Origin of the sequence: Actinosynnema sp. NPDC050801, from assembly GCF_040673975.1 — a bacterium.
GTDB lineage: Bacteria > Actinomycetota > Actinomycetes > Mycobacteriales > Pseudonocardiaceae > Actinosynnema.
Genome location: NZ_JBFAQZ010000032.1, coordinates 32,111 through 58,226 on the forward strand (window position 1 = coordinate 32,111; position 26,116 = coordinate 58,226).

Annotated in this window: 25 protein-coding genes and 1 pseudogene; 12 read left to right on the forward strand and 14 right to left on the reverse strand. The window is 71.6% G+C overall.

The genetic code is table 11. The annotated features are described in order from the left end of the window. Positions 1-5 precede the first annotated feature (5 nt). Positions 6-1,166: an MFS transporter gene (locus AB0K14_RS37660; RefSeq protein ID WP_360460103.1), complete on the reverse strand. Its 1,161-nt coding sequence runs from the start codon at positions 1,164-1,166 to the stop codon at positions 6-8. Between the two features lie 30 nt (positions 1,167-1,196). Here AB0K14_RS37660 and AB0K14_RS37665 point away from each other — a divergent pair, with 30 nt between their 5' ends. Further along, positions 1,197-2,237: a LacI family DNA-binding transcriptional regulator gene (locus AB0K14_RS37665; RefSeq protein ID WP_360460105.1), complete on the forward strand. Its 1,041-nt coding sequence runs from the start codon at positions 1,197-1,199 to the stop codon at positions 2,235-2,237. A 3-nt stretch (positions 2,238-2,240) separates the two neighbouring features. Here AB0K14_RS37665 and AB0K14_RS37670 read toward each other — a convergent pair whose 3' ends face one another. Then, the gene (locus AB0K14_RS37670) at positions 2,241-2,567 is read right to left on the reverse strand and encodes a hypothetical protein (RefSeq protein WP_360460107.1); all 327 of its coding nucleotides are present in this window, start codon (positions 2,565-2,567) and stop codon (positions 2,241-2,243) included. Positions 2,568-2,684: 117 nt separating this feature from the next. On the opposite strand from AB0K14_RS37670, the gene AB0K14_RS37675 reads away from it, so the two are divergent. Next, positions 2,685-3,377 (forward strand): TetR/AcrR family transcriptional regulator, encoded by a 693-nt coding sequence (locus tag AB0K14_RS37675; RefSeq protein WP_360460109.1) that lies wholly within the window; start codon positions 2,685-2,687, stop codon positions 3,375-3,377. Here AB0K14_RS37675 and AB0K14_RS37680 read toward each other — a convergent pair. Next, entirely contained in the window at positions 3,358-4,860 is a 1,503-nt protein-coding gene (locus AB0K14_RS37680; protein ID WP_360460111.1) for a helix-turn-helix domain-containing protein, read from the reverse strand. The two genes, AB0K14_RS37675 and AB0K14_RS37680, sit on opposite strands and share 20 nt — an antisense overlap. 96 nt (positions 4,861-4,956) lie before the next feature. On the opposite strand from AB0K14_RS37680, the gene AB0K14_RS37685 reads away from it, so the two are divergent. Continuing rightward, entirely contained in the window at positions 4,957-5,271 is a 315-nt protein-coding gene (locus AB0K14_RS37685; protein ID WP_360460113.1) for a DUF3099 domain-containing protein, read from the forward strand. Here the strand turns inward: AB0K14_RS37685 and AB0K14_RS37690 are convergent. Continuing rightward, on the reverse strand, positions 5,253-6,176 hold the full coding sequence (locus tag AB0K14_RS37690) for a PfkB family carbohydrate kinase (RefSeq protein WP_360460115.1): 924 nt from the start codon (positions 6,174-6,176) through the stop codon (positions 5,253-5,255). The genes AB0K14_RS37685 and AB0K14_RS37690 overlap by 19 nt on opposite strands. Beyond that, positions 6,173-7,081, reverse strand: a pseudogene (locus AB0K14_RS37695) (pseudouridine-5'-phosphate glycosidase). Before AB0K14_RS37695 ends, AB0K14_RS37690 begins: the two are co-directional and overlap by 4 nt. A 31-nt stretch (positions 7,082-7,112) precedes the next feature. On the opposite strand from AB0K14_RS37695, the gene AB0K14_RS37700 reads away from it, so the two are divergent. Further along, positions 7,113-7,361, forward strand: a complete 249-nt coding sequence (locus AB0K14_RS37700; protein WP_033437086.1) for a DUF3039 domain-containing protein — start codon at positions 7,113-7,115, stop codon at positions 7,359-7,361. Positions 7,362-7,552: 191 nt separating this feature from the next. Here the strand turns inward: AB0K14_RS37700 and AB0K14_RS37705 are convergent, their stop codons facing one another. Continuing rightward, positions 7,553-8,677: a YihY/virulence factor BrkB family protein gene (locus AB0K14_RS37705; RefSeq protein ID WP_360460116.1), complete on the reverse strand. Its 1,125-nt coding sequence runs from the start codon at positions 8,675-8,677 to the stop codon at positions 7,553-7,555. Positions 8,678-8,866: 189 nt separating this feature from the next. Between AB0K14_RS37705 and AB0K14_RS37710 the strand changes: the two genes are divergently transcribed. The 5 genes from AB0K14_RS37710 to AB0K14_RS37730 all read left to right on the forward strand — a co-directional run bounded on the left by AB0K14_RS37710 (position 8,867) and on the right by AB0K14_RS37730 (position 15,435). Beyond that, positions 8,867-10,579, forward strand: a complete 1,713-nt coding sequence (locus AB0K14_RS37710) for a DEAD/DEAH box helicase (RefSeq protein ID WP_360460118.1) — start codon at positions 8,867-8,869, stop codon at positions 10,577-10,579. Positions 10,580-10,758: 179 nt separating this feature from the next. After that, on the forward strand, positions 10,759-11,895 hold the full coding sequence (locus AB0K14_RS37715) for a substrate-binding domain-containing protein (RefSeq protein WP_360460120.1): 1,137 nt from the start codon (positions 10,759-10,761) through the stop codon (positions 11,893-11,895). 123 nt (positions 11,896-12,018) lie between these two features. After that, complete coding sequence (locus AB0K14_RS37720) at positions 12,019-12,792, forward strand: ATP-binding cassette domain-containing protein (RefSeq protein ID WP_360460122.1); 774 nt, start codon at positions 12,019-12,021, stop codon at positions 12,790-12,792. Between the two features lie 38 nt (positions 12,793-12,830). Beyond that, a complete protein-coding gene (locus AB0K14_RS37725; protein ID WP_360460124.1) occupies positions 12,831-14,261 on the forward strand; it encodes an ABC transporter permease in 1,431 nt (476 codons plus the stop codon). A gap of 1 nt (position 14,262) precedes the next feature. Continuing rightward, positions 14,263-15,435: an ROK family protein gene (locus tag AB0K14_RS37730; RefSeq protein ID WP_360460126.1), complete on the forward strand. Its 1,173-nt coding sequence runs from the start codon at positions 14,263-14,265 to the stop codon at positions 15,433-15,435. Here AB0K14_RS37730 and AB0K14_RS37735 read toward each other — a convergent pair. From AB0K14_RS37735 to ppgK, 6 genes are all read right to left on the reverse strand, one after another. Beyond that, complete coding sequence (locus AB0K14_RS37735; RefSeq protein WP_360460127.1) at positions 15,328-17,445, reverse strand: tetratricopeptide repeat protein; 2,118 nt, start codon at positions 17,443-17,445, stop codon at positions 15,328-15,330. The genes AB0K14_RS37730 and AB0K14_RS37735 overlap by 108 nt on opposite strands. 7 nt (positions 17,446-17,452) lie before the next feature. Continuing rightward, complete coding sequence (locus tag AB0K14_RS37740) at positions 17,453-17,821, reverse strand: hypothetical protein (protein WP_360460129.1); 369 nt, start codon at positions 17,819-17,821, stop codon at positions 17,453-17,455. A 118-nt stretch (positions 17,822-17,939) separates the two neighbouring features. Beyond that, positions 17,940-18,119: a hypothetical protein gene (locus AB0K14_RS37745; protein ID WP_015800348.1), complete on the reverse strand. Its 180-nt coding sequence runs from the start codon at positions 18,117-18,119 to the stop codon at positions 17,940-17,942. A 415-nt stretch (positions 18,120-18,534) separates the two neighbouring features. Beyond that, positions 18,535-20,028, reverse strand: a complete 1,494-nt coding sequence (locus AB0K14_RS37750) for a vanadium-dependent haloperoxidase (RefSeq protein ID WP_360460131.1) — start codon at positions 20,026-20,028, stop codon at positions 18,535-18,537. 183 nt (positions 20,029-20,211) lie between these two features. Beyond that, positions 20,212-21,513: an RNA polymerase sigma factor gene (locus tag AB0K14_RS37755; RefSeq protein WP_073895301.1), complete on the reverse strand. Its 1,302-nt coding sequence runs from the start codon at positions 21,511-21,513 to the stop codon at positions 20,212-20,214. A 197-nt stretch (positions 21,514-21,710) separates the two neighbouring features. Beyond that, a complete protein-coding gene (ppgK, locus tag AB0K14_RS37760; protein ID WP_360460134.1) occupies positions 21,711-22,472 on the reverse strand; it encodes a polyphosphate--glucose phosphotransferase in 762 nt (253 codons plus the stop codon). A 95-nt stretch (positions 22,473-22,567) separates the two neighbouring features. On the opposite strand from ppgK, the gene AB0K14_RS37765 reads away from it, so the two are divergent. Next, entirely contained in the window at positions 22,568-23,368 is an 801-nt protein-coding gene (locus tag AB0K14_RS37765; RefSeq protein WP_360460136.1) for an inositol monophosphatase family protein, read from the forward strand. Positions 23,369-23,523: 155 nt separating this feature from the next. Here AB0K14_RS37765 and cei read toward each other — a convergent pair whose 3' ends face one another. Next, positions 23,524-24,243, reverse strand: coding sequence for an envelope integrity protein Cei (gene cei / locus AB0K14_RS37770; RefSeq protein WP_360460138.1), 720 nt, complete (start codon positions 24,241-24,243; stop codon positions 23,524-23,526). Between the two features lie 430 nt (positions 24,244-24,673). Here cei and AB0K14_RS37775 point away from each other — a divergent pair, with 430 nt between their 5' ends. After that, positions 24,674-24,973, forward strand: a complete 300-nt coding sequence (locus AB0K14_RS37775; RefSeq protein WP_053717171.1) for a DUF4193 domain-containing protein — start codon at positions 24,674-24,676, stop codon at positions 24,971-24,973. A gap of 181 nt (positions 24,974-25,154) precedes the next feature. On the opposite strand, the gene AB0K14_RS37780 is transcribed toward AB0K14_RS37775, so the two are convergent. After that, positions 25,155-25,619: a DUF3093 domain-containing protein gene (locus AB0K14_RS37780; protein ID WP_360460141.1), complete on the reverse strand. Its 465-nt coding sequence runs from the start codon at positions 25,617-25,619 to the stop codon at positions 25,155-25,157. A gap of 24 nt (positions 25,620-25,643) precedes the next feature. On the opposite strand from AB0K14_RS37780, the gene dut reads away from it, so the two are divergent. Beyond that, positions 25,644-26,111, forward strand: a complete 468-nt coding sequence (gene dut, locus AB0K14_RS37785) for a dUTP diphosphatase (protein ID WP_053717169.1) — start codon at positions 25,644-25,646, stop codon at positions 26,109-26,111. Positions 26,112-26,116 lie beyond the last annotated feature (5 nt).

Genomic DNA, 26,116 nt, shown 5'->3' on the forward strand with positions numbered 1-26,116 from the left:
GGACCTCAGCCGACCGGTGCGGGCCGGAACGCGGCGGACCGGCGCACGACGATGGCGGCGGCGAGGCCGCACGTCGCGGCGGTGGCCACCGCGAGCGGCAGGGCGCCGCGGTCGAGGAAGACGCCCCCGACCCAGGCGCCCAGGGCGATGCCGACCTGGAAGGCGACGATGTAGACCGCCGACGCGAGGTCCGGCCGGTCGGACGCACGCAGGACCGCGGCTTGCAGCACCACGCCGATCCCGCCGGCGGGAACGGCCCACAGCACGACGGCGGCGCCCGCGAGGAATGGCGAGCCGGAGACCAGCAGCACCACCATGCAGGCGGCGAGGCCGGCGGTGACGACCAGGGCGGTGCTCCGGGGCCGCCGGTCGACGTGCCGGCCGATCAGGACCAGGCCGAGCAGCCCCGCCGCGCCGTGGGCGAGCAGCAGGCCGGACGTCGCGGACCCGGTGAGGCCGACGTGGTCGGCGATGATCGCGGTGATGTAGGTGAACGCGGCGAAGTGGCCCGTCACCACGACCACCGTGGCCAGGTTGACCAGGACCAGCGACCGGTCGGTCACGACCTGCCGCACCTCCGACATCGGGGCCGTCGACCGCCGCGCGGGCATCGGGTCCACCGTGACGCGGATCAGCGCCGCCGCGAGCGCCGCCACACCGGCCACCGCCAGGATGGTCGGTCGCCAGCCGATCGTCGCGCCGAGCCACGAGCCGAGCGGGAGGCCGAGGAGGAAGGCCAGCGAGTTCCCGGCGAACACCACCGCGGTGGCGCGACCGGCCCGGTCGGGCCCGAGCAGTCGCGCCGCCATCGCCGCGACGACCGACCAGAACACCCCGTGGCCCAGGGCGGAGACCAGCCGCGCGACCACCGCGACGCGGTAGTCCGGGGCGACGGCCAGCAGCAGGTTGGACACCGCGATCGCGGCCACCGTGACCAGGGCGGTCGTGCGGCGGTCCACCCGCGCCGTCGCGGTGACCAGGGGCACCACCGTGACCGCGACGACGACCGCGTACCCGGTCATCAGCAGGCCGATGGCCGATTCGGGCACGTCGAGGCCCGACGCGAGCTGGGGCAGCAGCGCCACGGGCAGGTTCTCCGAGGTCACCGACGTGAAGCAGGCTGAGCTGAGCGCCGCCAGGGCCACTCCGGTCCGTCCACCGCGCATTGTGTAACGATACACAGATAGGCTGCGCCCATGTCCAGCGCCGGATCACCGCGCGTCACCATGGCGGAGGTGGCGCGCCGCAGCGGCGTCTCGCCGATGACGGTGTCGTACTGCTACAACCAGCCGGACCGGGTCGCGCCGGACACGCTGCGCCGGGTCCGGGAGGTCGCCGCCGAGCTGGGCTACCGGGGGCCGGACCCGACCGCGCGGTCCCTGCGCCGCCGGCACAACGACGCGATCGGCGTCGTGCTCGGCGAGCACCTCGCGTACGCGTTCGAGGACCCCCAGGCCCGTCGGTTCCTGACCGGTGTCGCCGAGGTCTGCCGGGAGCGGGGGATCGGGTTGAACCTCATCCCGACCACCGGCGAGGAGCAGGACGTCGACCGCGTGCGCTCGGCGTCCGTCGACGGCTACATCGTCTGGACCACGGTCGACTCCGACCCCGTGCTCGACGTGGTGACCGGGCTGGGCAAACCCGTGGCGGTCCACGGCGGCCCGGCGACCGCGGGCGCCCGGGTGGTGGGCATCGACAACCGCGCCTCCGCCCGCGAGCTGGCCGCGCGGACCTTCCCGGGCGCTCGCCGCCCGACCGTGCTCAGCTTCCCGTTCGACCGCGATCGCAGGGCCCGGCTGGAAATCGGGCCGGACCCCGACCGGGTGGCGTTCCCGGTCACCCGCGAACGCCTCCTCGGCGTCCACGACCACTGCCGTGAGGCGGGCCGCGACCCGGATCGCCTGCCGGTGGCCGTCGTGGCCCGCAACGACCGCGCCGAAGCGGCGGCCATGGCGGACGTGCTCGTGGACTCGTGCGACACCGATGCGGTGGTCGCCATGAGCGATCAGCTGGCGTTCGCCGTCCTCGACGCCGCCCGCCGTCGCGGGCTCCGCGTGCCGGAGGACGTCGCGGTCTCCGGTTGGGACGACGGCCCGGACGCCCGGCGTGAAGGGCTCACCACGGTCACCCAGTCGTTGCTGGAACAGGGGCGGACGTGTGCCCTGATCGCGCTGGGTGACCGTGCACCGGTCGGTGCGGCGGCGTGGGCCGTCACCGTGCGCACGAGCACGAGGTAGTCGTCAGCTCAGGGTCGTGACCAGGGCCGCGAAGTTCCGCTCGGTCCGCGCGCGGAAGCCGATGAACAGGCGGTTGGCCAGCGGTACCGCCCAGCGACCGCGGGCCGCGACGTTGCGCACCCGGTGGGTCAGCCGGGCGCCGCCGCCCACCGCCTCCACCTCGTACTCGCCCCGGTACCACCAGCCGCCCTGCACGGCCACGGTCCGGCGCGCCCGGTCCACCTCGATCCAGCCGCCGCCGGCGTCGTGGACCACCTGCACGACCCGGGCCAGCACGGAGTCCGGTGACGCCGCCACGGTCGCGCTCACCTCCACCAGCGGATCCCTCATGACGGCACGTCCGTCGGCACACCTCTGTCGCTCATTCTCTTCCCTTCCGAACGAACGGTGTTCGTCACACGAACGATGTTCCCCACGAACGGTGTTCGCGTCAAGTACGGTGTTCGCATGAGTTCGCAGGACCCGCCCTGGCGCACGCCACCCGCCAAGCCGGTGGTCAAGCCGCGCCTGTCCCGCGAGCTGGTCGTCCGGACCGGGCTGGACGTCCTGCTCCGGGAAGGCCTCGACGCGGTGAGCATGCGGCGGGTCGCCCAAGCCCTCGGCACGGGTCCCGCCTCGCTCTACGCGCACGTCGCCACCAAGGACGAGCTGGTCGAGCTGATGCTGGACCAGGTGCTGGAGGAGGTGCCGCTGCCCGCGCCCGACCCCGACCGCTGGCGGGACCAGATCAGGGAGCTGCTGCGCGCCCAGGTCGCCGCCATGCAGGCCTACCCGGGCATCGCCAAGGTCGCCTGGCAGGTCATGATCCCGATCGGCCCGAACGCCCTGCGGCACGGTGAAGCGCTGCTCAGCCTCCTGCGCGCGGGCGGCCTGTCGCTCACCCACGCCGCCTACGCCGCCGACGCGCTCAGCCTCTACACCAAGGCGTTCGCCTACGAGGGCAGCGCCTGGCGCGCGGTCGACCCGACCGAGGTGGCGGCGCGCGGCAGGCAGATGGGGGAGTACCTGGACTCGATGCCACCGGACGCGTTCGCGAACATGCAGGCCACCGGCCACCTGTTCACCGCCGAGACCGCCGCCGAGCGGTTCGCGTTCGGCCTGGACCTGCTGCTCGGAGGGCTCACGAGCCGGACGGGTTGATCGCCAACGCGATCGCCATCGCCAGCCGCTGCTCCGGGTCGCCCAACGGCAACGACGTCACCGCGGCCATCCGCTGCATCCGGTACCGCAACGTGTTCGGGTGCACCGACAGCGCCCGTGCGGCCTCCCGCGCGTCACCCTGGGCCGCCAACCACGCCCGCAACGTCATCGCGTACTGCGTCCCGTGCTCGGCGTCGTGCCGCACCAGGTCCGCCACCGGTCCGCGCGACGGCAACCGCCCCGCTTCCGCCACCCCGGCCAACCGGCGCAGCAGCACCCGCGCCCACGCCTGGTCGTACACCACGGGCTCGCCGCCCGACAGCGCCAGGCACTCGTCGGCCTCGCTGCGGGACGCGGACAGCGACGCGGCGTCCGCCCGACCACCGACCCCGGCCGGCACGACGGCCTCCGACGGCAGCTCGCGCTCCAGCGCCCGCACCCACTCCACCGCCGCGGACGGGTCCTCGCCGCACGGCAGCACGGTGTAGATCACATTCCCGAACAACGCCGAACGGCCCGGCCGTGACCAGCCGAAACCCGCCGTCGCGCGGGAGAACGCGAGCAGCGCGGCCCCGTGCTCGCCCTCACCCGCGTGCGCCTGCACGGCGATCACCCGCAGGTCGGTCGACGGCAGGCCGAGCCTGGCCAGGTTCGCCGGGAGCCCGGACTCCAGCGCCTCGATCACCAGGTCCGCCTCGGCCTGGCGCTCCAAATCCGCCGACGCCCGCGCCCGCAACAGGTGCAGCGCCGCCGTCCGCGCACCGTCCACCAGGGCGGCCTCGCGCACCGCGTCGACCGGGTCGTCCACCTCGACCCACACCGACCCGAGCAGCTCGCGCCCGGCCCGCACCGCCGCCACCAGCCGGCCGCCGAGCTGGTCGGTCAGCTTCGGCACGAACAGCGGCTCGTCGGACCTCGCCAGGTGGGTGAACACGCCGTAGTCGTCCAGCGCCCGCCAGGCCTCCTCCGGCACCCGCCGGCCCAGGATGGTCTGCACCCGCACCGGGTCGACGCCCTGCTGCCGGTAGGAGTAGGCGAGCACGCGCGACTGCTGGTCCTCGATCGTCACCGGCCCGCCGACCACCGCCGCGATCGCGTCGGCGACCGCGAACAGGTCACCCGACCCCTGCCCGCCGAGCACCAGGGTCTGCGCGACGTTCGCCAACTGGCCCCACGGCACCGAGGGATCCACCAGCAGCACCGCCGCCCCGGACCGCTTCGCCGCCGCGTGCACCCGTTCGTCCAACGGCGGCGACCCGTGCAGCACGACCGCCGCCGCGGCGGTCGAACCGACCAACCGCGCCGCCGCCGCCGGTGACGGCACGCCCAACCCGAGCAGCACGTCGTCCGGTGCGGCGGTCGTGTGCTCCGCCGGATCGTTCAGCGCCACACCGCGCAGTTCGACATCCCGGCCCCTGGGCGCGCAGCTCAGGTGCGTGCCGAGGCTGCCGAGCACGTCCACGAGCCGATCAAGGGCCACCACAGCCGGATCCTACGGTCGCCGCCGCCGGGGCGCGGCGGTTGTGAATTGGCAGACCGGGAGGTGCCGTTCCGGGTCGGGCGGTGGGACTATGGGTGCATGGTCAGTCCTGAGCGCGACGGCACACCGGTGCTCATCACCGAGGCGGCTCTCTCGTACGAGGAGCAGCACGCCGCGCGCAAGCGCAAGTACGCGATCATGATGGGCGCCCGCATCCCGTGCCTCATCCTGGCGATGGTCTTCTACCAGACCTGGTGGCTGGCCCTGGCGCTGATCGTGCTCTCCGTGCCGCTGCCGTGGATGGCCGTGCTGATCGCGAACGACCGGCCGCCCCGCAAGGCGGAGAAGCCCAGCCGCATGGTCAAGGAGCACCGCGCCATCGAGGCGCGCCCGCATCACGTCATCGAGGGCTGACCCCGCCGCGACGGCTGGGCGCCCACGGCCGACACCGCCCGCGCCGCCGCGCGCACACCACCGAGCAGCGCGTCCCGCCGCGACGCCCCGGACAGCCACGCCGCCAGCAACCCGGCGTCGAACGCGTCACCCGCGCCGGTCGAGTCCACGCACTCGACGTCCTCGGCGGGCACCGACACCACGCCCTCCCGGTCGACCCAGCTCGCGCCGGCCGCGCCCGAGGTCAACGCCACCGCGCCCACCACGTCCAGCAGCTCGGCGGCCGACGCGGGCACCGCGGACCCGGTGAGCGCCACCAGCTCCTCGGCGTTGGGCAGCAGCACGTCGACCCCGCGCACGTCGTCCAGGAACCCGTCGTAGATCAACGCCGACGACTGCGGGTCGACCGACGTGGTCAGACCCGCCTCGCGGGCCGCGCGCAGCACCGCCAACCCGGCCGGCCGCGACGACGGGTCCAGCAGCACGTACCCGGACAGGTGCAGGTGCGAGGCGTCGCGCAGCAACCCCGGGTCGAGGTCGGCGGGGGAGAACCGGGCGTTCGCGCCCCGGTCGGGCAACATGCTGCGCTGACCGGTCTCGTCCACCAGCACCACCACGCAGCACGTCGCCGCGCCGGTGTCCACGGCGAACGCACACCGCACCCCGGCCGACGTCAGCTCGGCGTGCACCTGCCGCCCCGCCGAGTCCGCGCCGACCCGTGCCACCAGCACCGGCGACGCGCCGCACGCGGCCAGCCACGCCGCCGTGTTCGCGCCCGCGCCACCGGGCTCGATGGTCACCGCCGCGCGCGAGTCGCCGCCGTGCACGATCGGTCCGGCGTGCCGGGCCACCACGTCCAGCCCGGCGTCGCCGACGACCACGACGCCTGTGCCGTGCCCCGTCGGTGGCCTCAGGAGCTCGGTCACGCCGCCAGCTCCACGGCCACCGCCGCCGCCAGCGAGGCGTTCGACACGACCAGCGCCTCGTTCGCGTCCAGGCTCACCCCGCCGCTGGCGGTGTGGAAGTGCTCCAGCAGCACGGGCGTGACCTCCTTGCCGTGCACGTCCCGCTCGCGCAGCAGGTCCAAGCCCTCCGCCAGCAGTCAGTCGTGCAGGTCGGCGTCCATCTCGAAGTCGACCGGGATCGGGTTGGCCAGCAGCACGCCCGCCGAACCGGGCACCCCGCGGTGCGCCGCCACCACGGCCGCGGCCTCGGCGGCCGAATCCACCCGCCACGGCACGCCGAACTCCGACTCGCGCCGGTAGAACGCGGGGAAGCGGTCCGTGCCGAAGCCGAGCACCGGCACCGAACGGGTCTCCAGCAGCTCCAGCGTCGCGCCCATGTCGAGGATCGACTTCACGCCTGAGCACACCACCAGCACCGGCGTGGTGGCCAGCACGTCCAGGTCGGCGGACACGTCCCAGGTCTCCCGCGCGCCCCGGTGCACACCGCCCAGGCCACCGGTGGCGAACACCCCGATCCCCGCCGCGTGCGCCAGCGCGGCCGTGCTGGCCACGGTCGTCGCGCCATCACGCTTGAGCGCGTACGCCGCGCCCAGGTCCCGTCGCGACAGCTTCACCAGGTCGTTGGCCGGGTCGCAGACGTGGTCGAGCTCGGCGGGGGTCAACCCGATCTTGGGCACGCCGCCGAGCACGGCGATCGTGGCCGGCACCGCGCCCGCGGCGCGCACCACGCCTTCGAGCCGTTCGGCGACCTCGCGGTTGCGGCCGGGCGGTAGCCCGTGGGACAGGATCGTGCTCTCCAACGCGACCACCGGCCGGTTCTCGGCCAGGGCGGATCGGACCTCTTCGGTGACGCTCGGCGTGCTCACGAGGGGCCATCATCCCAGGTACGCTGTCCGCGTGAGCACGCAGACTCTGCCCGAGGTGGAGACCCGGCCGGAAGGCACGGACCACACCGGGGACGACACCCCGAAGATGTTCCACTACGTGCGCAAGGCCAAGATCGCGGAGAGCGCGGTGATGGGCACGCACGTGGTGGCGCTGTGCGGTGAGGTGTTCCCGGTGACGAAGTCGCCCAAGCCAGGCTCCCCCGTCTGTCCGGACTGCAAGAAGATCTACGAAGGCCTGCCCAAGGGCGGCGGCGAGTAGGTCCGACCGCCAGGAAGGCCCCGGCACCGACCCGCCGGGGCCCGACCCGTGCCCTCACGGGCTCGCGCCGAAGACCGGCACCAGGGTGGATCCCGCGGTGAAGTAGGCGACGAGGAAGCGGCTGTACCCGAATGGGTCTTCGCCCCCGGCGGCCGGACGCCCCGGTCTCGACGCTCGGACCACGCGAACGCTCAGGTGCCGTGCGACTCGCGAGTGCCCCGCTCCTCGGCGCTGTCCGCCGACCGCTCGACCCGCCGCTCCACCGGCAACGGCACGGTGTGGTTCGTGTCGGCGGGTGACGGCGCGGTGTGCTCGGTGTCCGGCGGCGGTCCCTGCTCCTGCCACGCCTGCTTGCCCTCGTCCGACCTGATCCGCTCGGCGGCGCGCTCGATCTCCAGCCGCTGCCACCGCCGCCGCTGCCGACGCGTCATCTTCGCCGGCCACATCTCCTGCAACGCGCTGTTGAAGTAGGCACCCAGCGTGATCGCCAACCCGATCAGGTAGGCGAACAGCAGGAACGCGATCGGCGTCGCCAACGCCCCGTAGGTGTACCCGGTGGTCGTGATCCACTGGATGTACAGGCGCAGGCCGATGGACGACAGCAGGAACACCGCCATCGCCAGCACGGCACCCGGCACGAGCCGGTGCCACGGCAGCTTGTTGGGCAGCGACAGCTTGTACAGCGAGGTCAACGCCACCACCAGCAGCACCCCGATGCCCGGGTAGTAGAACGCGTTGAGCCAGAACCCGATCGTCGGTTGCCACGACGTCGGGAAGATCTGCGTCAGCAGTTCCGGCCCCAGCGCCAGCACCGGCAGGCCGACGATCAGCAGCACCAGGCTCGCCATGTAGAGCAGCAGCGCGAAGATCCGCTGCCACACCTCGTTGCGCACCCCGTACTGGTCGTGCGCCGCGGTGATCGCGTCGACGAACGACGACATCGCCGACGACCCGGCCCACAGCGAGATCAGGAACCCGACCGAGACGATCTCGCCCTTGCCGGTGGTCAGGATCTGGTCGACGGTGGGCACGATCACGTCGTTGACCACGTCCTGGCTGAAGATCGTGCGGCAGGTCGAGATGATCCGGTCCTTGACCGAGCTCACGACCTCCGGCCCGAACCAGTCACCGAGGTAACCGAGGCTGCCCAGCAACCCCAGCAGCAACGGGGGGAACGACAGGATCTGCCAGAACGCCGCCTCGGCCGCCTCGGAGAAGATGCTGCCTTCCCAGGCCTTGGACAACGTGCGCGCCAAGAGGCGCAGGGGGCCCTTGCGACCCGCGCTGCGTGCTGTGTCGTCCCTCGGCGAACCCATCGCAACATCAAGCATGGTGCATGGCGGGTGATTTCGCGGCATCGGAGACCGTGCGCCCCGGGTGCAGCGGGTAGGCTGTCGATGCCCTCGACGGTCACCCGCACCGAGGGCATTTGCGTGTCCGCCACCGCGACACCACCGCCGCACCTCCGCGGCACCGCCGCTGATCAGCGCAGAAGGGGTTCGAGGTTGTCGCAACCGCAAGTCGCCACGACCCGACCCCTCCGCGCCTGGCAGCGCCGCGCGCTGACGAAGTACCTGGCGGCGAAGCCCAAGGACTTCCTGGCCGTGGCCACGCCCGGCGCGGGCAAGACGACGTTCGGCCTGCGCGTCGCGGCGGAACTGCTGGCCGACCGCACGATCGAGGCCGTCACGATCGTCACCCCCACCGAGCACCTCAAGCACCAGTGGGCACAGGCGGCGGCCGAGGCGGGCATCGCGATCGACTCGAACTTCCGCAACACCATGGCGGTGACCTCCCGCGACTACCACGGCGTCGCGCTCACGTACGCCCAGGTCGCCGCCCACCCGACGCTGCACCGGGTGCGCACCGAGAACCGCAAGACGCTGGTGCTGCTCGACGAGATCCACCACGGCGGCGACGCGAAGTCGTGGGGTGACGCGATCCGCGAGGCGTTCACGCCCGCCGTGCGGCGGCTGTGCCTGACCGGCACGCCGTTCCGATCGGACGACTCGCCGATCCCGTTCGTCAGCTACGAGCCGGGGCCCGACGGGGTGCAGCGCAGCCGTTCGGACCACTCCTACGGTTACTCCGACGCGTTGCGCGACGGCGTGGTCCGGCCGGTGATCTTCCTGGCGTACTCGGGCGAGGCGCAGTGGCGCACGAGCGCGGGCGAGGAGTTCTCCGCCCGGCTGGGCGAGCCGCTGACCCAGGAGCAGACCGCGCGGGCGTGGCGGGTGGCGCTGGACCCGACCGGCGAGTGGATGCCGTCGGTGCTCAAGGCCGCCGACATGCGCCTGACGCAGCTGCGCCAGGGCGGCATGCCGGACGCGGGCGGCCTGGTGATCGCCACCGACCAGACCGTGGCCAAGGCCTACGCCGAGATCCTCAAGCGCCACACCGGCCACGACGCGACCCTCGTGCTGTCCGACGACCCGAAGGCCTCCGGTCGCATCGCCGAGTTCGCCGCGTCGACCGACCGCTGGCTGATCGCGGTCCGGATGGTGTCGGAGGGCGTGGACGTGCCGCGGCTGGCCGTCGGCGTGTACGCCACCAGCGCCTCGACGCCCCTGTTCTTCGCCCAGGCCGTCGGCCGGTTCGTGCGGGCCCGCGCCAGGGGCGAGACGGCCAGCGTGTTCCTGCCCAGCGTGCCGGTGCTGCTCGGGCTGGCCAGCGAGCTGGAGCAGCAGCGCGACCACGTGCTGGGCAAGCCGCACCGGGAGAAGGACGGCTGGGACGACGAGCTGCTGGCCCAGGCCAACCAGGTCTCCGACGAGCCGGGCGAGGAGGAGAAGGCGTTCACCGCGCTGGGCGCCTCCGCCGAGCTCGACCAGGTGATCTACGACGGCTCGTCGTTCGGCACGGCGGCGTTCGCGGGCAGCGACGAGGAGCAGGAGTACCTGGGCCTGCCCGGCCTGCTCGAACCGGACCAGGTGCGCGCCCTCCTGCGGCAGCGGCAGGAGAAGCAGCTGGTCGAGGCCAGCAAGCGCCCGGTCGCCGCACCCCCGCCACCGGCGCCGACGCGCTCGGCGAGCGTGCAGGAACGGCTCGCGCAGCTGCGCAAGGAGCTCAACACGCTGGTGGCCATGCACCACCACCGCACCAAGAAGCCGCACGGCAAGATCCACAACCAGCTGCGCGAGTACTGCGGCGGCCCGCCGACCGCGATGGCGAGCATCGAGCAGCTCGAGGAACGGATCGCTACTCTGCGTTCGTGGTGACCTTTGTTGTGACCTGATGTGACTGACTACTGCAATGGGAGTAGTCAGGTGTCTGTTCGGTTACCGCGTCGTTAGCGCATCGTGCCTACTTTACCGGTCAAGTGTGCTTCCGGTCACCGCCTGTCCCGGCATACGTTGTGCGCCACAACATTTACGCTTCTGCGTGAAAGGGATGGCGAATGCGCAGCAAGAGCCTCGCTCTCATCGCCCTCGGCACCGGCCTCGCCGTGGCCATGACGGCATGTGGCGCGAACACGTCCGGCGGCAACACACCCGCCTCGGACACCAACACGAACAGCGGCTCGGGCGGCGCGAAGGTCGGCGTCATCCTCCCCGAGACCGCCAGCTCCGCGCGCTGGGAGGGCTTCGACAAGCCGCTCCTGAAGAAGGCGCTCGAAGCCGAGGGCCTCCAGGCCGACATCCAGAACGCCCAGGGCGACGTGCAGAAGTTCTCCACGCTCGCCGACGGCATGATCAACGCCGGGGTCAAGGTGCTGATCATCGCCACGCCGAACAGCGAGATCGGCGCGACGGTCGCCAAGAAGGCCGAGGCGCAGGGCATCCCGGTCATCGACTACGACCGGCTGAACCTGGGCGGCAGCTCGAAGTACTACGTCTCGTTCGACAACGAGAAGGTCGGCGAGCTGCAGGGCCAGGGCCTCGTCGAGGGCCTCGCCGCGCTGGCGGCGGGCAAGAAGCCGGCCGAGATCATCGAGATCGAGGGCGCGCCGACGGACAACAACGCGACGCTGTTCTACAACGGCCAGCAGAAGGTCCTCAAGCCCAAGTACGAGGCCGGCGACCTGAAGCTCGTCCAGTCCAAGCCGATCGACAAGTGGGACAACCAGGTCGGCGGCACCACGTTCGAGCAGATCCTGACCGGCAACGGCCAGAAGGTGGACGGCGTCGTCGCCGCCAACGACGGCCTCGCGGGCGCGATCATCACCGTGCTGAAGAAGTACGGCCTGAACGGCAAGGTCCCGGTCACCGGCCAGGACGCCACCCCGGAGGGCCTCCAGGCCATCCTGCGCGGCGACCAGTTCATGACCGTGTTCAAGCCGATCAACGAGCAGGCCGAGGCCACCGCCAAGCTGGCCTCCGCGCTGGCCAAGGGCGACACGGCCGCCGCCGACAAGATGGCGACCGGCGTCACCAAGGACACCACCGGCAACCGCGACGTCAAGTCGGTCCTGCTGCCCGCGCAGCTGATCACCAAGGACAAGGTCAAGGTCGTCGTGGACGCCGGCTTCGTCAAGGCGGCGGACGTCTGCGTCGCCGACCTGGCCGCCGTCTGCACCGAGCTCGGCATCAAGTAGGTCAAGGCTCGCGCCGGGGCGGGGTGTGGGAGACGCACCCCGCTCCGGCGTGCCCACCGTTGCGTGGGCGAACACCTGAGAACGGGTTAGACCCTTCAGACGGGTTAGACGGAGGAATTTCCAGTGAGCGAGCCGATCCTCGAACTGCGCGGCATCAACAAGAGTTTCGGTCCCGTGCACGTCCTGCACGACATCGACTTCGACGTGCACCCGGGCCAGGTCACCGCACTCGTCGGTGACAACGGCGCGGGCAAGTCGACGTTGGTCAAGTGCATCGCGGGCATCCACCCGACCGATTCCGGTCAGGTCCTGTTCGACGGCGAGGAAGTGCACATCCACGGCCCGCGTGACGCCGCGCACCTGGGCATCGAGGTCGTCTACCAGGACCTCGCGCTGTGCGACAACCTCGACATCGTGCAGAACATGTTCCTGGGCCGGGAACGCGGCAAGCTCGGCATGCTCGACGAGGCGGACATGGAGCAGGCCGCCCGCAAGACGCTGACCTCGCTGTCGGTGCGCACGGTCAAGTCGGTGCGCACGCAGGTCGCGTCGCTGTCCGGCGGCCAGCGGCAGACCGTGGCGATCGCCAAGGCCGTGCTGTGGAACAGCAAGGTCGTGCTGCTGGACGAGCCGACCGCGGCGCTGGGCGTCGCGCAGACCCGCCAGGTGCTCGACCTGGTGCGCAGGCTCGCCGAGCAGGGCCTGGGCGTCGTGCTGATCAGCCACAACATGAACGACGTGTTCGAGGTCGCGGACCGCATCGCCTGCCTGTACCTGGGCCGGATGGCGGCCGAGGTCAACACCAAGGACGTCACCCACGGCCAGGTGGTCGAGCTGATCACCGCCGGCCGCTCCGGGGACCTGGGCATCGCCCGACCCGAAACCGCGACCATCTGATGCCGCCGCGCAAAGCTCCCCACGACGAGGAACGCAGCATGTCCAACACCACGAGCGAGACCGCCCCCGACGCACCCCAGGGCGCGGCGATCTCCGACTTCGGCATCGACACCACATCCCAGTCCACCGGCGAGGCGGTGCGCGACTACGCCGCCCGGCTGCGTGGCGGCGAACTGGGCTCCCTGCCCGCGCTGCTCGGCGTCGTCGTGCTGCTCATCGTGTTCAGCTCGCTGGCCGACACGTTCCTGACGCTGGGCAACATCGCCAACCTGCTCGCGCAGGGCGCGAGCGTCGTGATCATCGCGATGGGCCTGGTGTTCGTCCTGCTCCTGGGCGAGATCGACCTGTCCGCCGGCACCGCGTCCGGCGTCACCGCCTCGGTGATGGCGCTGCACCTGATCAACGGCGGCAACCTGCTCGGCGGCATGGGCGACACCGTCTTCTACCTCTTCTGCGGCCTGCTGGCGCTGGCCGCCGTGCTGGCCGCGGTGATGCGGATCTGGGCGGGCACCGCCTTGTCGGCGGTGGCGCTGATCATCGCCCTGGTCGGCGTGCCGGCCAACCCGTGGATCGAGATGCTGCTGGCCGTCTGCGTCGGCACCGCGATCGGCTGCATCACCGGCTTCCTCGTGGCCCGCGTCGGCATCCCGTCGTTCGTCGTGACCCTCGCACTGTTCCTGGCCTGGGGCGGCGTCATCCTCCAGTTCATCGGTGAGGGCGGCACGCTCGGCCTGCGCGACGACGTGCTGTTCAACGTCGCCAACGGCAACCTGAGCACCGCGGGTTCGTGGGCGCTGTTCGTCATCGCCGCCGGCGGCTACGCGGCGGTCGTGCTCGGCCGCCACTTCAGCAGGCTGCGCCGCGGCCTCGTCGCGTCGCCCACCCCGATCGTGCTGGCCAAGGTCGGCATCGTCCTGCTGCTGGGCGCGGTGGCCACCTACGCCCTGACGCTCAACCGCTCCAAGAGCGACCTCGTGGAGATCACCGGTGTGCCGTTCGTGGTGCCGATCGTGCTCGTCCTGCTGGTCATCGGCACGTTCGTGCTGGAGCGCACCCGCTACGGCCGGCACGTCTACGCCGTCGGCGGCAACCAGGAAGCCGCCCGCCGGGCCGGTATCAACGTCGCCCAGATCCGGATGAGCGTGTTCGTGATCGCCTCCTCGCTGGCGGCCGTCGGCGCGATCGTCTACTCGTCGAAGGTCGGCTCGGTCGACCCGAACGCCGGCGGCGGCAACACGCTGCTGATGGCGGTCGGTGCCGCCGTGATCGGCGGCACGTCGCTGTTCGGCGGCAAGGGCAAGCTGCGCGACGCGGTCATCGGTGGCGCGGTGCTCGCGATCATCCAGAACGGCATGGGCCTGCTCGACCAGCCCGCCGCGGTCGTGTTCATCGTCACCGGCCTGGTCCTGCTGCTCGCCGCGAGCGTCGACGCGCTGTCCCGCCGCCGGGCGGCCACCGCCGCGCGCTGACGTGAGCACACCGACCGCGGGAGCCCGACCCGACGAGGTAAGAAGACACAACAGAACGGCGCTGCTGCGCCGACTGCACGTGGACGGGCCCTCCACCAGGGCCTCGCTGGCGGCTGAGCTGGGCCTCAACCGCAGCACGATCAAAGCCCTGGTGGACGGCCTGGCCGAGTCCGGCGTGGTGGCCGAACGGGTGCCGGCGCAGCGCTCCGGCGCCGGCCGCCCGTCGCTGCTGGTGCTGCCGCAGCCGCACGCGGCCGTCGTGATGGCCATCGACATCCGCGTCGAGCAGGTGGCGATGGCCATGGTGGGCCTGGGCGGCGACATCCTCGGCCGGGACTCGTGGAACCTGCACCACCGGTCCCGCGACCCCGGCGAGGTGATCACGCACGTCGCCGACTCGGCCAAGCTCCTGGCCGACGAGCTGGACGTGCAGGCGGTCGGTGTCGGCGTGTCCGTGCCGGGCGTGGTCCGCCGCTCCGACGGCCTGGTGCACGAGGCGCCGAACCTGCACTGGACCGACGTGTCGCTGGGTGAACGGCTGTCGTCGGTGCTGAAGGTCCCCGTCCAGGTCGGCAACGACGCCGAGCTGGGCGCGTTGGCCGAACACGTGCGCGGCGCCGCCCGCGACTCGTCGGACATGGTCTACATCTCCGCCGACGTCGGCATCGGCGGCGGCGTGATCTCCAGCGGCCAACCGCTGCGCGGCACCGGTGGTTACGTGGGGGAGCTCGGGCACATGGTCGTGCGCCCCGGCGGCCGGCGCTGCTACTGCGGCTGCCAGGGCTGCTGGGAGACCGAGGTGGGGGAGGCGGCGCTGTGCCGTGCCCTGGCGATCCCCGAGGACTCGCCGCGCGGCACGGTGGTGGCGGAGCTGCGGTCGTTGGCGGGTTCGCCGGACAGCGTGGCGCACCGGCTGGGCGAGTTCACCGAGTGGCTGGCCATGGGGCTGATCACGGTGGTCAACATGCTCGGGCCGGAACTGGTGGTGCTGGGCGACCTGTTCACCGCGCTGCCGGAGTCGTTGGTGGAGCAGCTGCGGCGCACCGTGCAGAAGCGGTCGCTGGTGTCACGTGCCGTCGGCGGGACCAGGATCGTCTCGTCGCCCCTCGGCCGTGACGCCAAGCTCATCGGCGCCGCCGAACTCGCCTTCGAGCCCGTCCTCGGCGACATCTGACAGTCTCCGCAGGCTCATGCGCGTGAGCGCGACGTCCGGGTGGTCCGGCCCCAGGACCCGGAGCTGGTCGGCGAGCACGGCGCGCAGTTCGGTCAGGGCAACGGGGGTCTCGCCGAGCTCCGCGCGGTCGTAGGCCAGCACGTAGCGGGTGAACAGGGTGTCGGGGTGATCCGGGCCCAGGACGCGGCGGCGGTCGAGCGCCACCTGTTCGAGTTCGGCGACGGCTCGGACGTGATCGCCCGCCTTGCCGCGCCAGCCGGCGAGGTTGTGGCGGGCGGCAAGGGTGTTCGGGTGATCACGCCCGACCGCGCGGAGGTGGTCCGCGAGTACCCCCTCCAGCTCGGCGATCGCGCCCACGTGGTCGCCTGCCACCGCCCGCCAGCCGGCGAGGTTCGTCCGCGCGGCCAGGGTGTCCGGGTGGTCCGGCCCCAGGACGCGGAGCTGGGCGGCGAGCAATCGTTCGAGTTCCGTGATCGCGCCCGCCGGGTCGCCCGCCTCCGCCCGCCGGGTGGCGAGGTTGCTCCGGACGATCAGGGTGACCGGGTGGTCGGGGCCCAGGTTGCGAGTGGTGTCCCGGACCAGGCTCTCGTACTCGGTGATGGCGTCGGCGTAACGCCCTGCCCTCCCGCTCCAGAAGGCCACTTCGTGGCGGGCGTGGAGGCTGTCGGCGTGGTCGGGCCCGAAGTGGAACTCCGCCTGTTGCCACAAATCGCGGAAGTGGTCGACGGCGTCGCCCATCAAGCCCGCCTCACCGAGCGATTTCCCGGCGTGGAAGAGGACGGCGTGTGCCCTGGGAGTCCAGAGGGCCGGTGTCGTGTGGGCGTGCAGGGCGTTCGCGGCGGATCGAAGCGCGCCGGCCAGTGCGCTGTCGGTCTCGTGCGCGGGCCAGGCCAGCAGGAGCGCGTCCGCCGCGAGGTGCGCCAGGGGAGTGAGCCGCTCCGGCTCGATGGTGTCGCGGACGGCACGTTGCAGCAGTGCGTGCGCCCGGACCGCCTCGGCGTCGAGGGTGACGAGGCTGAGCCGGTGCAGGCAGGCCAGTGCGTCGCCGACGGCCTCGGCGTCCACCTCCAGGTGCACCAGCACGTTGAGCCGCGTGAACACCGGGACGGGGGTGCCCGCCGGGTCGAGGAGGCTGACGATCTCCAACAACGGCCGGGCGAGACCGTGCGGGCGAAGGCTGTCGGCGCGCTCGATCGACAGGGACCAAGTCGCCGCGACGGTGTCCCGGTGCTCGTCGGGCAGCTCCTCCTCCGCCGGCATCACCTGGGCCAGCGTCCGCCGGCGGTCTGCCAAGCGCTTGCGGTAGTCGGCGGTGGTGAGCAGCGGCTTGTCCGCGATGAACGCCGCTGCCTGTGCCAACGCCAGCGGTAGGTGGCCCAGGTCTTCGGCCAGCTCCCGGAGCTGTTCGTGGGTGGGCAGCTTCGCGGTCAGGTACGCCAGGGACTCCGCCTCGGTGAACACACCGACCTCGACCAACCGGCGATCGTCGCGGAACAGCGCGGCGTCACGTCGGCGCGTCGTCACCACGACCCGGCCCGCCGCGGTGGTCGGGGGCCACAGACCCCTGAGGTCCGCGGGGTCCTGCACGTCGTCCAGGACGATCAGCCACGTTCGGTCGGTGGAGCCGAGCCACGACCGGAAGGCCGCCGCCGAGTCCTCCGAGCTGCTCCCGGGATTGCGCAGCACCCGGTCGGCCGCATCGGCGTAGCCGCTGACCACCGCGGCTCGCGTCACCGCGCTGATCCAGATCACGAGGTCGACCGACGCGTCCCGCCACACGGTGTGCGCGTGCAGTGCCGCCACCTGGGACTTGCCCACACCGCCCAAACCGGACAGCACCGCGGACTTCCCGACCAGCTCCGCCTCGACCTGGCGGTGCTGGTACCGGTCCGCGACGGGCGGCAGCACCCCGACCCGCACGGGCCACGCCACCGGTGGCGCCGGGGGCAGGTGGATGTGCTGGGTGTTCCCGTCACCCACCTGCACACCGAAGTTGTCGTGGACCTCCACGGCGGAGCTACTTGCCGAAGTTCAACGTCATCGTGTTGCCGTCGCCGATCTGCACGCCTTGGTTGTCGTGCACGTCGACGCGGTACTTGGCCGCGCCTTCGGGGTCCGCCAACTCCAACACCCGGCGTGCCGCCGCGACCAGCTCGGCGTCGGCCCCGGCGTCCGCGGCGGTCAGAGCCGCCTTGAGCTGCTCGGGATCGGTCGGCTCTTCCTCGACCCCACCACGGCGCAACGCGCGCCGCGTCAGCGACTTCAGACCCTGGTACGCGTCCTTCACCGCGGTCGAAGCGGTGTCCGTCACACCCGCCGTCGCGCCCGCAGCCAACGCCGCCACCACGAGATCCACCGACTCGATCACCAGCACCCCTTCCGTCACGTCGAGTATCGCCGAGGCGGCGGGAAGGGGGCCGCAATATGAGGGGGGCGGGGATCCTCTCGGATCCCCGCCCCGGACGGCTAGGGTGCTACGAGCCCCTTGCCGGGACTCGTGGTGTTCAGCCCTGCTGCAACTCGGCAGCGAGCTCACGCAGCTTGGTGCTGTGCTCACGGGCGTGGTGCCCGCAGAACAGCAACTCGCCCCCGGAGGGGAGCACGGCGCGAACCTGGGCAGCAGCCCCGCAGCGGTCGCAGCGGTCGGCAGCGGTCAACGCGGGGCGGGTGAGCGTCGTAGTCATGGAAATCTCCCTCCGTCCCGGCACCGGGGATCGGTGCCCTCACACCTAGCTGCGACCACCTCGCATCTGGCGGGTGCGCCGTGTTCGCTGCTTCTACTCTTGCAGACGCACGGGCGTAAGTCAGTGTTCCCTGGATCGTGGCGACCCGCGTCACTCGTCATTTACCCGGCGCCCGGGTGGTCGGAACCAGGGAATTCCCACCGATCGATCCGCCCGTGCTCACGTTCCGCTGTCGCCGCAACGGTTTCCCTACCTGCGAATACGGCGTTCGACGCACGGTCGTTGCTCCAGAAGGTGGGTTCCGGGCAACGGCCGCTGTGATCGGTAACACTTTGGTCAGCCCAGAGCGAACACGGCCCCCGGTTCCACCATCCGGACGTGATCCGTCCGGTTCACGAACCGTTCGACGGCCCGTTCAGATCGTCAGCCGACGCCCGTCGAACCGGGTCAGGCCGAACGACGCGTCCTCGTGGTTGACCCGGACGTGGTCGCGCAGCACCCCGATCCCGACCGCCTCGCCCAGCAGCACGGACTCGGTGAAGTCGGACCGCCAGTGCACGCCCGCCATGTTCCGGCCGGTCGCGATGTTCGCCGCCACCTTGTCCAACTCCCCGCCCACGGTGAGCACGTCGCCACCGGTGTGGGGCACGAGGGCGGTGCCGTCGGCGTTGGGCACCACCGGGTCCGGCAGCGCCCACGACTCGTCGAACCACGCCTTCAGCACCGTGACGCACGCGCCCGCGACGGTGGCGTGACCCGAGCCGTACGACGGGTGCGTCGGCGAGCCCTCCGGGAACGCCTGCGGCAGCAGGTAGGAGCCGTGCTTCTCGTAGGCGAGCTTGACCGCCTCCGAGTCCAGCACCTCGCGGTCGATCATGTCGTAGTCCCGCAGACCGGACAGGTGCGCGTGGACCCGACCGCCGAACGCCTCCGGCCGCAGCCTGCGGTGCACGAACCACTTCTGGAACCAGACCGCCTTCAACGCCCTCGTCGCCACCTCGGTCACCAGCGACAGCAGGTGCGGCCCGCCGTAGGTGCCGAACCCGAACTGGTTGGCCGAGTGCCGGTACGGGTTGCCCGCGTCGACCGGCGCGCCCAGGTCCAGCAGGATCAGCGCCGCGTTGAGGTACGCCTCGTACAACGCGTCGAAGTGCACGTAGTTGGCGAGGTCACGGGCCGTGCGCAGGTACCGGCGGTTGACCTGGTCGCGTTTGACGGGCTTCACCGTCGCGCCCGACTGCACCACCCGCCACGCGTCGAAGTCGGTCAGGAAGTCACGGCCCGGTCGCACCGTGTCGTGCAGCTGCGGGATGCGCAGCGTGCCGTACTGGATGTCGCGCAGCAGGAACTGCGACAGGAACGGTCCGCGCAGGTCACCACGCGTGCTGCCGCGGAAGATCGTGCCGGGCGTGACCCGGCCGTCGACCTTCGGCGCCCGGTAGTCGCTCAACCTCGACAGCTCGGCCGCCGCCTGCGCGATCACCGGGTGCTCGCCGTACGCGGTGAACGGCACGTCCCTGGTCAACGCCATCCAGTAGAGCTCGACCGCTTCGGCGGAGTTGCGCGGGCTGTCGATGCGCGGCGCGGGCGGCACCGCCAACGACTGCGGGTCCGGGCCCTCCAGGTCGAACGCCAGCCCGGCCTGCGGGTTGGTGAGCTTGACGCTCCCGCCGAGCGGGACGCGCTCGAAGTCCTCCGACCGACCGGTGGCCAGGGCCCTCAGCAGCGTGTTGTAGGCCTCGGGGCGCACCTCGCCGACCTCGTCGTGCGGCAGGCCCTTGCTGTAGTTGGCGACGTGCGGGTAGTCGCCCTCCTCGCCGTTGTTGACGTGCTCCGGCCACGGCTGCCGGTCCAGCGCGTCGGCCGAGGCCAGGCGCGAGAGGCGTGCTTCAGTGCGACGTTCACTCATGGTTGCTTCCCCCTGGGTCGGCGCGTTCCCCTGTGCCGCCCCCCGGCGGCTGCGCCCAGTCCAGAACAGCACGGAGCGTGAGTGCGTGCAGCGTCCGAACGGGTGATGAAGCGAGTGAAAAGAGCAAGGCCCCTCGACCGAACGGCCGAGGGGCCTTGCTCAGAGTGATCTTCGGGCCGGGTATCAGTCCAGGTAGTCGCGCAGCACCTGCGACCGCGACGGGTGCCGGAGCTTCGACATCGTCTTCGACTCGATCTGCCGGATCCGCTCGCGCGTCACGCCGTAGACCTGGCCGATCTCGTCCAGCGTGCGCGGCTGGCCGTCGGTGAGGCCGAACCGCAGCCGCACCACACCCGCCTCGCGCTCGGACAACGTGGCCAGCACCGACTGCAGCTGGTCCTGCAGCAGCGTGAACGACACCGCGTCCACCGCCACCACGGCCTCGGAGTCCTCGATGAAGTCACCGAGCTGGCTGTCGCCCTCGTCGCCGATCGTCTGGTCCAGCGAGATGGGCTCCCGGGCGTACTGCTGGATCTCCAGCACCTTCTCCGGGGTGATGTCCATCTCCTTGGCCAACTCCTCCGGGGTGGGCTCGCGGCCCAGGTCCTGGAGCAGTTCGCGCTGGATGCGACCCAGCTTGTTGATGACCTCGACCATGTGCACCGGGATGCGGATGGTGCGGGCCTGGTCGGCCATCGCGCGGGTGATCGCCTGGCGGATCCACCACGTCGCGTACGTGGAGAACTTGTAGCCCTTGGTGTAGTCGAACTTCTCCACCGCGCGGATCAGACCGAGGTTGCCCTCCTGGATCAGGTCCAGGAACGCCATGCCACGACCGGTGTAGCGCTTGGCCAGCGACACCACCAGGCGGAGGTTCGCCTCCAACAGGTGGTTCTTGGCCCGCTCGCCGTCCCGCACGATCCACCGCAGGTCGCGGCGCATCTGCGGGGTCAGCTTCTCCTGCTCGTCCTCGGCGCGGCGCACCCGCTCGGCGGCGTAGAGGCCGGCCTCGATGCGCTTGGCGAGTTCGACCTCCTCCTCCGCGTTGAGCAGGGCGACCTTGCCGATCTGCTTGAGGTAGGCGCGGACCGAGTCGGCCGAGGCGGTGAGCTCGGCGTCCTTGCGGGCCTGCCGCAGGGCCTCCGACTCCTCCTCGTCCCAGACGAAGTCGCCCTCGCCGGGCTTGGCCTCCTCCTCGGCGGGCTCCTCCTCGACCGGCTCGTCGATCAGCTCGACGTCGTCGACGAGGTCTTCGGCGTCTGGGGCGCCCTCGAGGTCTTCGGGCTCCTCGCCGTCCTTCTTCACCTTGCCAGGCGCGGCAGCGGCGGCCTTGGCGGCCGTCTTGCGCGGCGCCCGCGTGGCCGTCTTACCCGCCGCGGCGGTCTTCGCCGCCGGCTTCTTCGCCGGGGCCTTCCTCGCCGAGGTGGCCTTGGGCGTCTCCTCGGCGTCAGCCTGAGCTGCCTGAGTAGTCTTCGCGGCTGCCACGTACGCCCTTTCGCGACTGTCGATCAAGGCCGACCGAAGGGCGCGAACCTCGGTCGCCTGAGTACGGGGGATCCCCCGCCGGATCGTTCGTCAGCGGGGCACCGTTCCATTGTAACGACGAGAATCGCGTGCCGTTGCGCCACGGCGTCATCCGAGGTGGTCCGGCACGCGTTCTCGCAGGTGGAACGCTGCGTAAATCAGTGCCGGAGACCTTGCGCGGCGGCCACGGCCGCCCCGACGATGCCCGCGTCGTTCTTCAGCGCGGCGGCCACCACCTCGGTGCGCACCTCCAGCAGCGGGAGCCACTTCTCCGCCTTCTTGCTGACACCGCCGCCCGCGATGACCAGGTCCGGCCAGATGAGGTTCTCCAGCACGTTGATGTACCGCGACACGCGAGGCGTCCACTCGGCCCAGGTCAGACCCTTGTCCTCCTTCACCGAGGCCGCCGCGCGCTTCTCCGCGTCGTGACCGTCGACCTCCAGGTGGCCGAACTCGGTGTTGGGCACGAGCTTGCCGTCCAGGAACAGGGCGCTGCCGATGCCGGTGCCGAACGTGAGCAGCACCACCAAGCCGTCCCGGTCGACACCGGAACCGAACCGCATCTCGGCGATGCCGGCGGCGTCGGCGTCGTTGAGCACGACGACCTGGTCGGTCGGCCTGCCGAGGCGCTCGGCGAACAGGGCGGCGGCGTCCGTGCCGATCCACGCCTTGTCCACGTTGGCCGCGGAGTGCGCGACGCCGTGCTTCACCACACACGGCAGGGTGACGCCCACGGGACCGTCCCAGTTGAACTTCTCGACGATCTCGGCGACCACGTCGGCGACCGCGTCCGGCGTCGACGGCGTGGGTGTGGTGATGCGCAGGCGCTCACCGTCCAGCGCCCCCGCTTCGAGGTCCACGAGCCCGCCCTTGATGCCGGAACCGCCGATGTCCACGCCGAACCCGCGGGTCATGCCCATCCCCGTGGCCCTTCCTACTCGATTCAGTAACCGTGGCCGCAGACATTAGCCTGCAGTTCTCCGATAGTCCCGTGAGAGTGACGCAGGAGGAACAGTTGCGTTTCGATCCGCGCACATTGGTGGACGTCGCCGTGCTCGTGGCCCAAGAGGCCGGCGAGTTGGCCGTGACCATGCGCGAAGCCGCCGTGACCGATGTCGACACCAAGAGCAGCACCACCGACGTGGTCACCGCGGCCGACCGCGCGTCCGAACAGCTGGTCCGGCGACGGCTCGCCGAGTTGCGGCCCGGTGAGCCGGTGATCGGGGAGGAAGAGGGCGGCAGTGCCGCCGTCGAGGGCCTGACCTGGGTCGTCGACCCGATCGACGGCACGGTGAACTACCTGTACGGCATCCCGCACTACGCCGTGTCGGTGGCCGCGCAGGTCGACGGTGCGTCGGTGGCGGGCGCGGTGGTGGAACCCGTCAGCGGCCGGGTGTGGACGGCGGCGCGCGGCGGTGGGGCGTGGCTGGACGGGCGGCGGCTCCGGGTTTCCGACGCCACCCGATTGGACTTGTCCCTTTTGGGTTACGGCTTCGCCTACCGGCCGGAGCGGCGGCAGCGGCAGGCCGACGCGTGGGCGGGCCTGGCGACCAAGGTCCGGGACATGCGGCGGGCCGGTGCCGCGTCGCTGGACCTGTGCGCCGTCGCCGCGGGCCGGCTGGACGCCTACGCCGAGCACACCCTCGGCCGGTGGGACTGGGCGGCCGGGGCGCTGCTGGCGGGCGAGGCGGGCGCGGTCGTCCACCTACCGGGTGAAGCTCCGGAACTGGGCGCGGACGCCACCTTCGCCGCCGCCCCCGGCATCGCCGACGCCCTGTTCACCGCCCTGCTGGAAGCCGGCTTCGCCAAGGTCTGACCGGCGAGTCGAACCTCCAGACCCCGCGAGTCGAACCTTCGCGTCCCGCGAGTCGAACCTCCAGGACCCCTGAACCGAACGTCCCGAACGTGGAATTCGAGGGTCCTGAACGTTCGACACGCGGGCGCCGGGCGTTCGACTCGCGCGGTTGCGGGTCAGCACTCGATGTCGCGGGCGGCCTTCAGGTTGTCGGCGTTGAGCGACAGCGGCGTGGAGCCCTCGGCGGCCTGGCCGCCCTGCTGCTCGGGCTGCTGCACCGCCCACTCGGCCAGCTGGTCGAGCACCTTGCGGGCGTCGCTGCTCGGCTTCACGTCGCTGAACTTCTGGCCGATCGCCACGTCCACCGTCGCGTCCTGGCGCTCGTCGCGCACCAGCTCCAGGCACGGCTCGATCAGGCTCAACGTCCGCGCCGCACCCGCACCGGGCGCGCCGAACCGGATCTGACCGCGACAGGTCATGTCCTGCGCCGGGTACACCGGGTCGTTGCCCGGCTCGGCCGCCTGCTTCATCCCCAGTTCCATCAACGTCGTCGCGACGAACCGCGCCTGGTTGCGCTGCGTGCTGGCGTTGAACACCCGGAACTGCACGGCGCCGACCGGCACCGGGTCGGTGCGGTCCAGCGCGTCGTGCCCCAGCACCGTGCCCAACGGCGGCGCGGGCTCGGCCGCGGGCGCGACGGGCGCGCCGGCCGAGGGCGACGGCATCCCGCCAGGCGGGTTGCACTTGATCGCCGCGTCCACGTCGCCCGCGTCGGACAACACGCGGTTCCACACCACCACCGCGGTCACGGCGAGCACCAGGAACAGGACGAGCGCCGGCCACGGCCGTCGCTTCCGGTACCGCGACGACCCGCTGCTCCCCGTACCGGGTCCCACGTCCGTCGACCTCCCCTGGGCCAGTGTTGACAGTGATCAGGCTATGCCGCGCCCCGCGGCCCCGCGTCTCGGGCGTGGGTGTAGCGGGCCGCAATCACCCGGTCGCGGACGGTCAACGCCCTGGTCGGGCGTCGCAGCGCGGGAGCACCGGGTGAGTGATGCCCGTCCCAGCCTATCTGGCCAGCGTGGGAAGGGCCTGTCACCCGTCTGCTCAATTAGGGGGAACCCGCTGCGCGACCCCCCGATCAATGAGCTACCCTCTCGGCGCTCCGCGCACCGCCGGACACCTGAAAGCGTCGATGAACAGGGGGTTGGCGCCCGGCCGCACGAGCGAGACCTCCGTCACTGGGGACGGAGGGCACAAAAAGGGGCGCTGGTGCGTTATCCAGCGACACGAACAGTCTCCGTTGACCGCAGGGGTGAAAGAAGTATGGCGACCGACTACGACGCACCGCGTCGCAGCGAGGCGGACGAACTCGCTGAGGACTCCCTAGAGGAGCTGAAGGCGCGGCGCAACGAAACGCAGTCCGGGGTCGTCGACATCGACGAGGACGCGACCGCCGAGAACTTCGAGCTGCCGGGCGCCGACCTGTCCGGTGAGGAGCTCACGTTCAAGGTCCTGCCGAAGCAGGCGGACGAGTTCACGTGCTCGAAGTGCTTCCTGGTGCACCACCGCAGCAGGCTGGCCGAGGAAGTCAACGGCCAGTACATCTGCCGCGACTGCGCCTGACGCACGACCGCGCACGAACCCGCACGACCGGCCTGATCAGCCACGACCGCACCGAACCGAGCACCACCGAACAGGCGAAGCGCCACCGAACCGAGCACACAAGCACCTACGACCAGACCTGGGCGCTCACCCCCACCGCCGGGGTGGCGCCCAGTCCCCGTCGACCTCTCGTCGCTCAGCCTCACCGAGCGCGCAGCAGCGCCGCCAGCTTCTCCGCCGAACGCACGCTGAACAGCCAGTACGGCGTCGGGTCGGCCGGGTCGCGCAACTCGACCCGCACCATCGGCCCGATCCACCCCCGGTGGGCGACGAACGCCATCGGGTCCAGGTTCGGCCCCATGGCCTTCCGCTTGGTCTTCGCGTCGAACACCTCGACCTCGCCGAGCAGGTCGAGCGGCACGTGCGCTTGGCCGACCCGCAGCTCGCCGCCGGACACCTCGACCTTCACCGAGCCCATCCGCACGATCAGCAGCACGACCAGCGGCACCGTGATCAGGTACGGCAGCCACGACCGCACTCCGGGGAACCCCATGTGGATCTCGGCGGCCAGCAGCACGGCCGCGGCCAGCGGCAACGGCCAGCCCCACCAGGGCACGTACAACCGCTCGCGGAACGCGGTCGGGGCGGTCACAGCACTCTCGCTCACGCCACCAGGGTAGTCTCGCGCGCCGTGCCCAGCGTCGAGGTCCTGTTGTCCCGGCTCGATCCCGCCGTACCGCTCCCGGCATACGCCCGACCGGGTGATGCCGGCGCGGACCTGGTGACGACCACCGACGTGGTGATCGAACCCGGCGAACGCGCGGTGGTCGGCACGGGTGTCGCGATCGCGCTGCCCGAGGGGTACGCCGGATTCGTGCACCCGCGCTCCGGCCTGGCCGCGCGCGTCGGCCTGAGCGTGGTCAACACCCCGGGCACGATCGACGCCGGCTACCGGGGCGAGATCAAGGTGTGCCTGGTGAACCACGACCTGCGCGAGCCGGTGGTCCTCACGCGCGGCGACCGGATCGCCCAGCTGGTGGTGCAGAAGGTGGAGCACGCGGTGTTCCGCGAAGTCGACGAGCTGCCCGACTCCGCGAGGGGTGCGGGAGGCTACGGCTCTACAGGCGGGCACGACGTGCTCGCCCGGACGGAGGGGTGAAGGCG

Excerpts from the sequence above, each read along its gene's own strand:
- AB0K14_RS37660 (WP_360460103.1), bottom strand. The coding sequence starts at position 1,166 with ATGCGCGGTGGACGGACCGGAGTGGCCCTGGCGGCGCTCAGCTCAGCC.
- AB0K14_RS37675 (WP_360460109.1), top strand. The coding sequence starts at position 2,685 with ATGAGTTCGCAGGACCCGCCCTGGCGCACGCCACCCGCCAAGCCGGTG.
- AB0K14_RS37715 (WP_360460120.1), top strand. The coding sequence starts at position 10,759 with ATGCGCAGCAAGAGCCTCGCTCTCATCGCCCTCGGCACCGGCCTCGCC.
- AB0K14_RS37705 (WP_360460116.1), bottom strand. The coding sequence starts at position 8,677 with ATGGGTTCGCCGAGGGACGACACAGCACGCAGCGCGGGTCGCAAGGGC.
- AB0K14_RS37725 (WP_360460124.1), top strand. The coding sequence starts at position 12,831 with ATGTCCAACACCACGAGCGAGACCGCCCCCGACGCACCCCAGGGCGCG.
- AB0K14_RS37670 (WP_360460107.1), bottom strand. The coding sequence starts at position 2,567 with ATGAGGGATCCGCTGGTGGAGGTGAGCGCGACCGTGGCGGCGTCACCG.
- AB0K14_RS37775 (WP_053717171.1), top strand. The coding sequence starts at position 24,674 with ATGGCGACCGACTACGACGCACCGCGTCGCAGCGAGGCGGACGAACTC.
- AB0K14_RS37685 (WP_360460113.1), top strand. The coding sequence starts at position 4,957 with ATGGTCAGTCCTGAGCGCGACGGCACACCGGTGCTCATCACCGAGGCG.
- AB0K14_RS37745 (WP_015800348.1), bottom strand. The coding sequence starts at position 18,119 with ATGACTACGACGCTCACCCGCCCCGCGTTGACCGCTGCCGACCGCTGC.
- AB0K14_RS37750 (WP_360460131.1), bottom strand. The coding sequence starts at position 20,028 with ATGAGTGAACGTCGCACTGAAGCACGCCTCTCGCGCCTGGCCTCGGCC.
- AB0K14_RS37665 (WP_360460105.1), top strand. The coding sequence starts at position 1,197 with ATGTCCAGCGCCGGATCACCGCGCGTCACCATGGCGGAGGTGGCGCGC.
- ppgK (WP_360460134.1), bottom strand. The coding sequence starts at position 22,472 with ATGGGCATGACCCGCGGGTTCGGCGTGGACATCGGCGGTTCCGGCATC.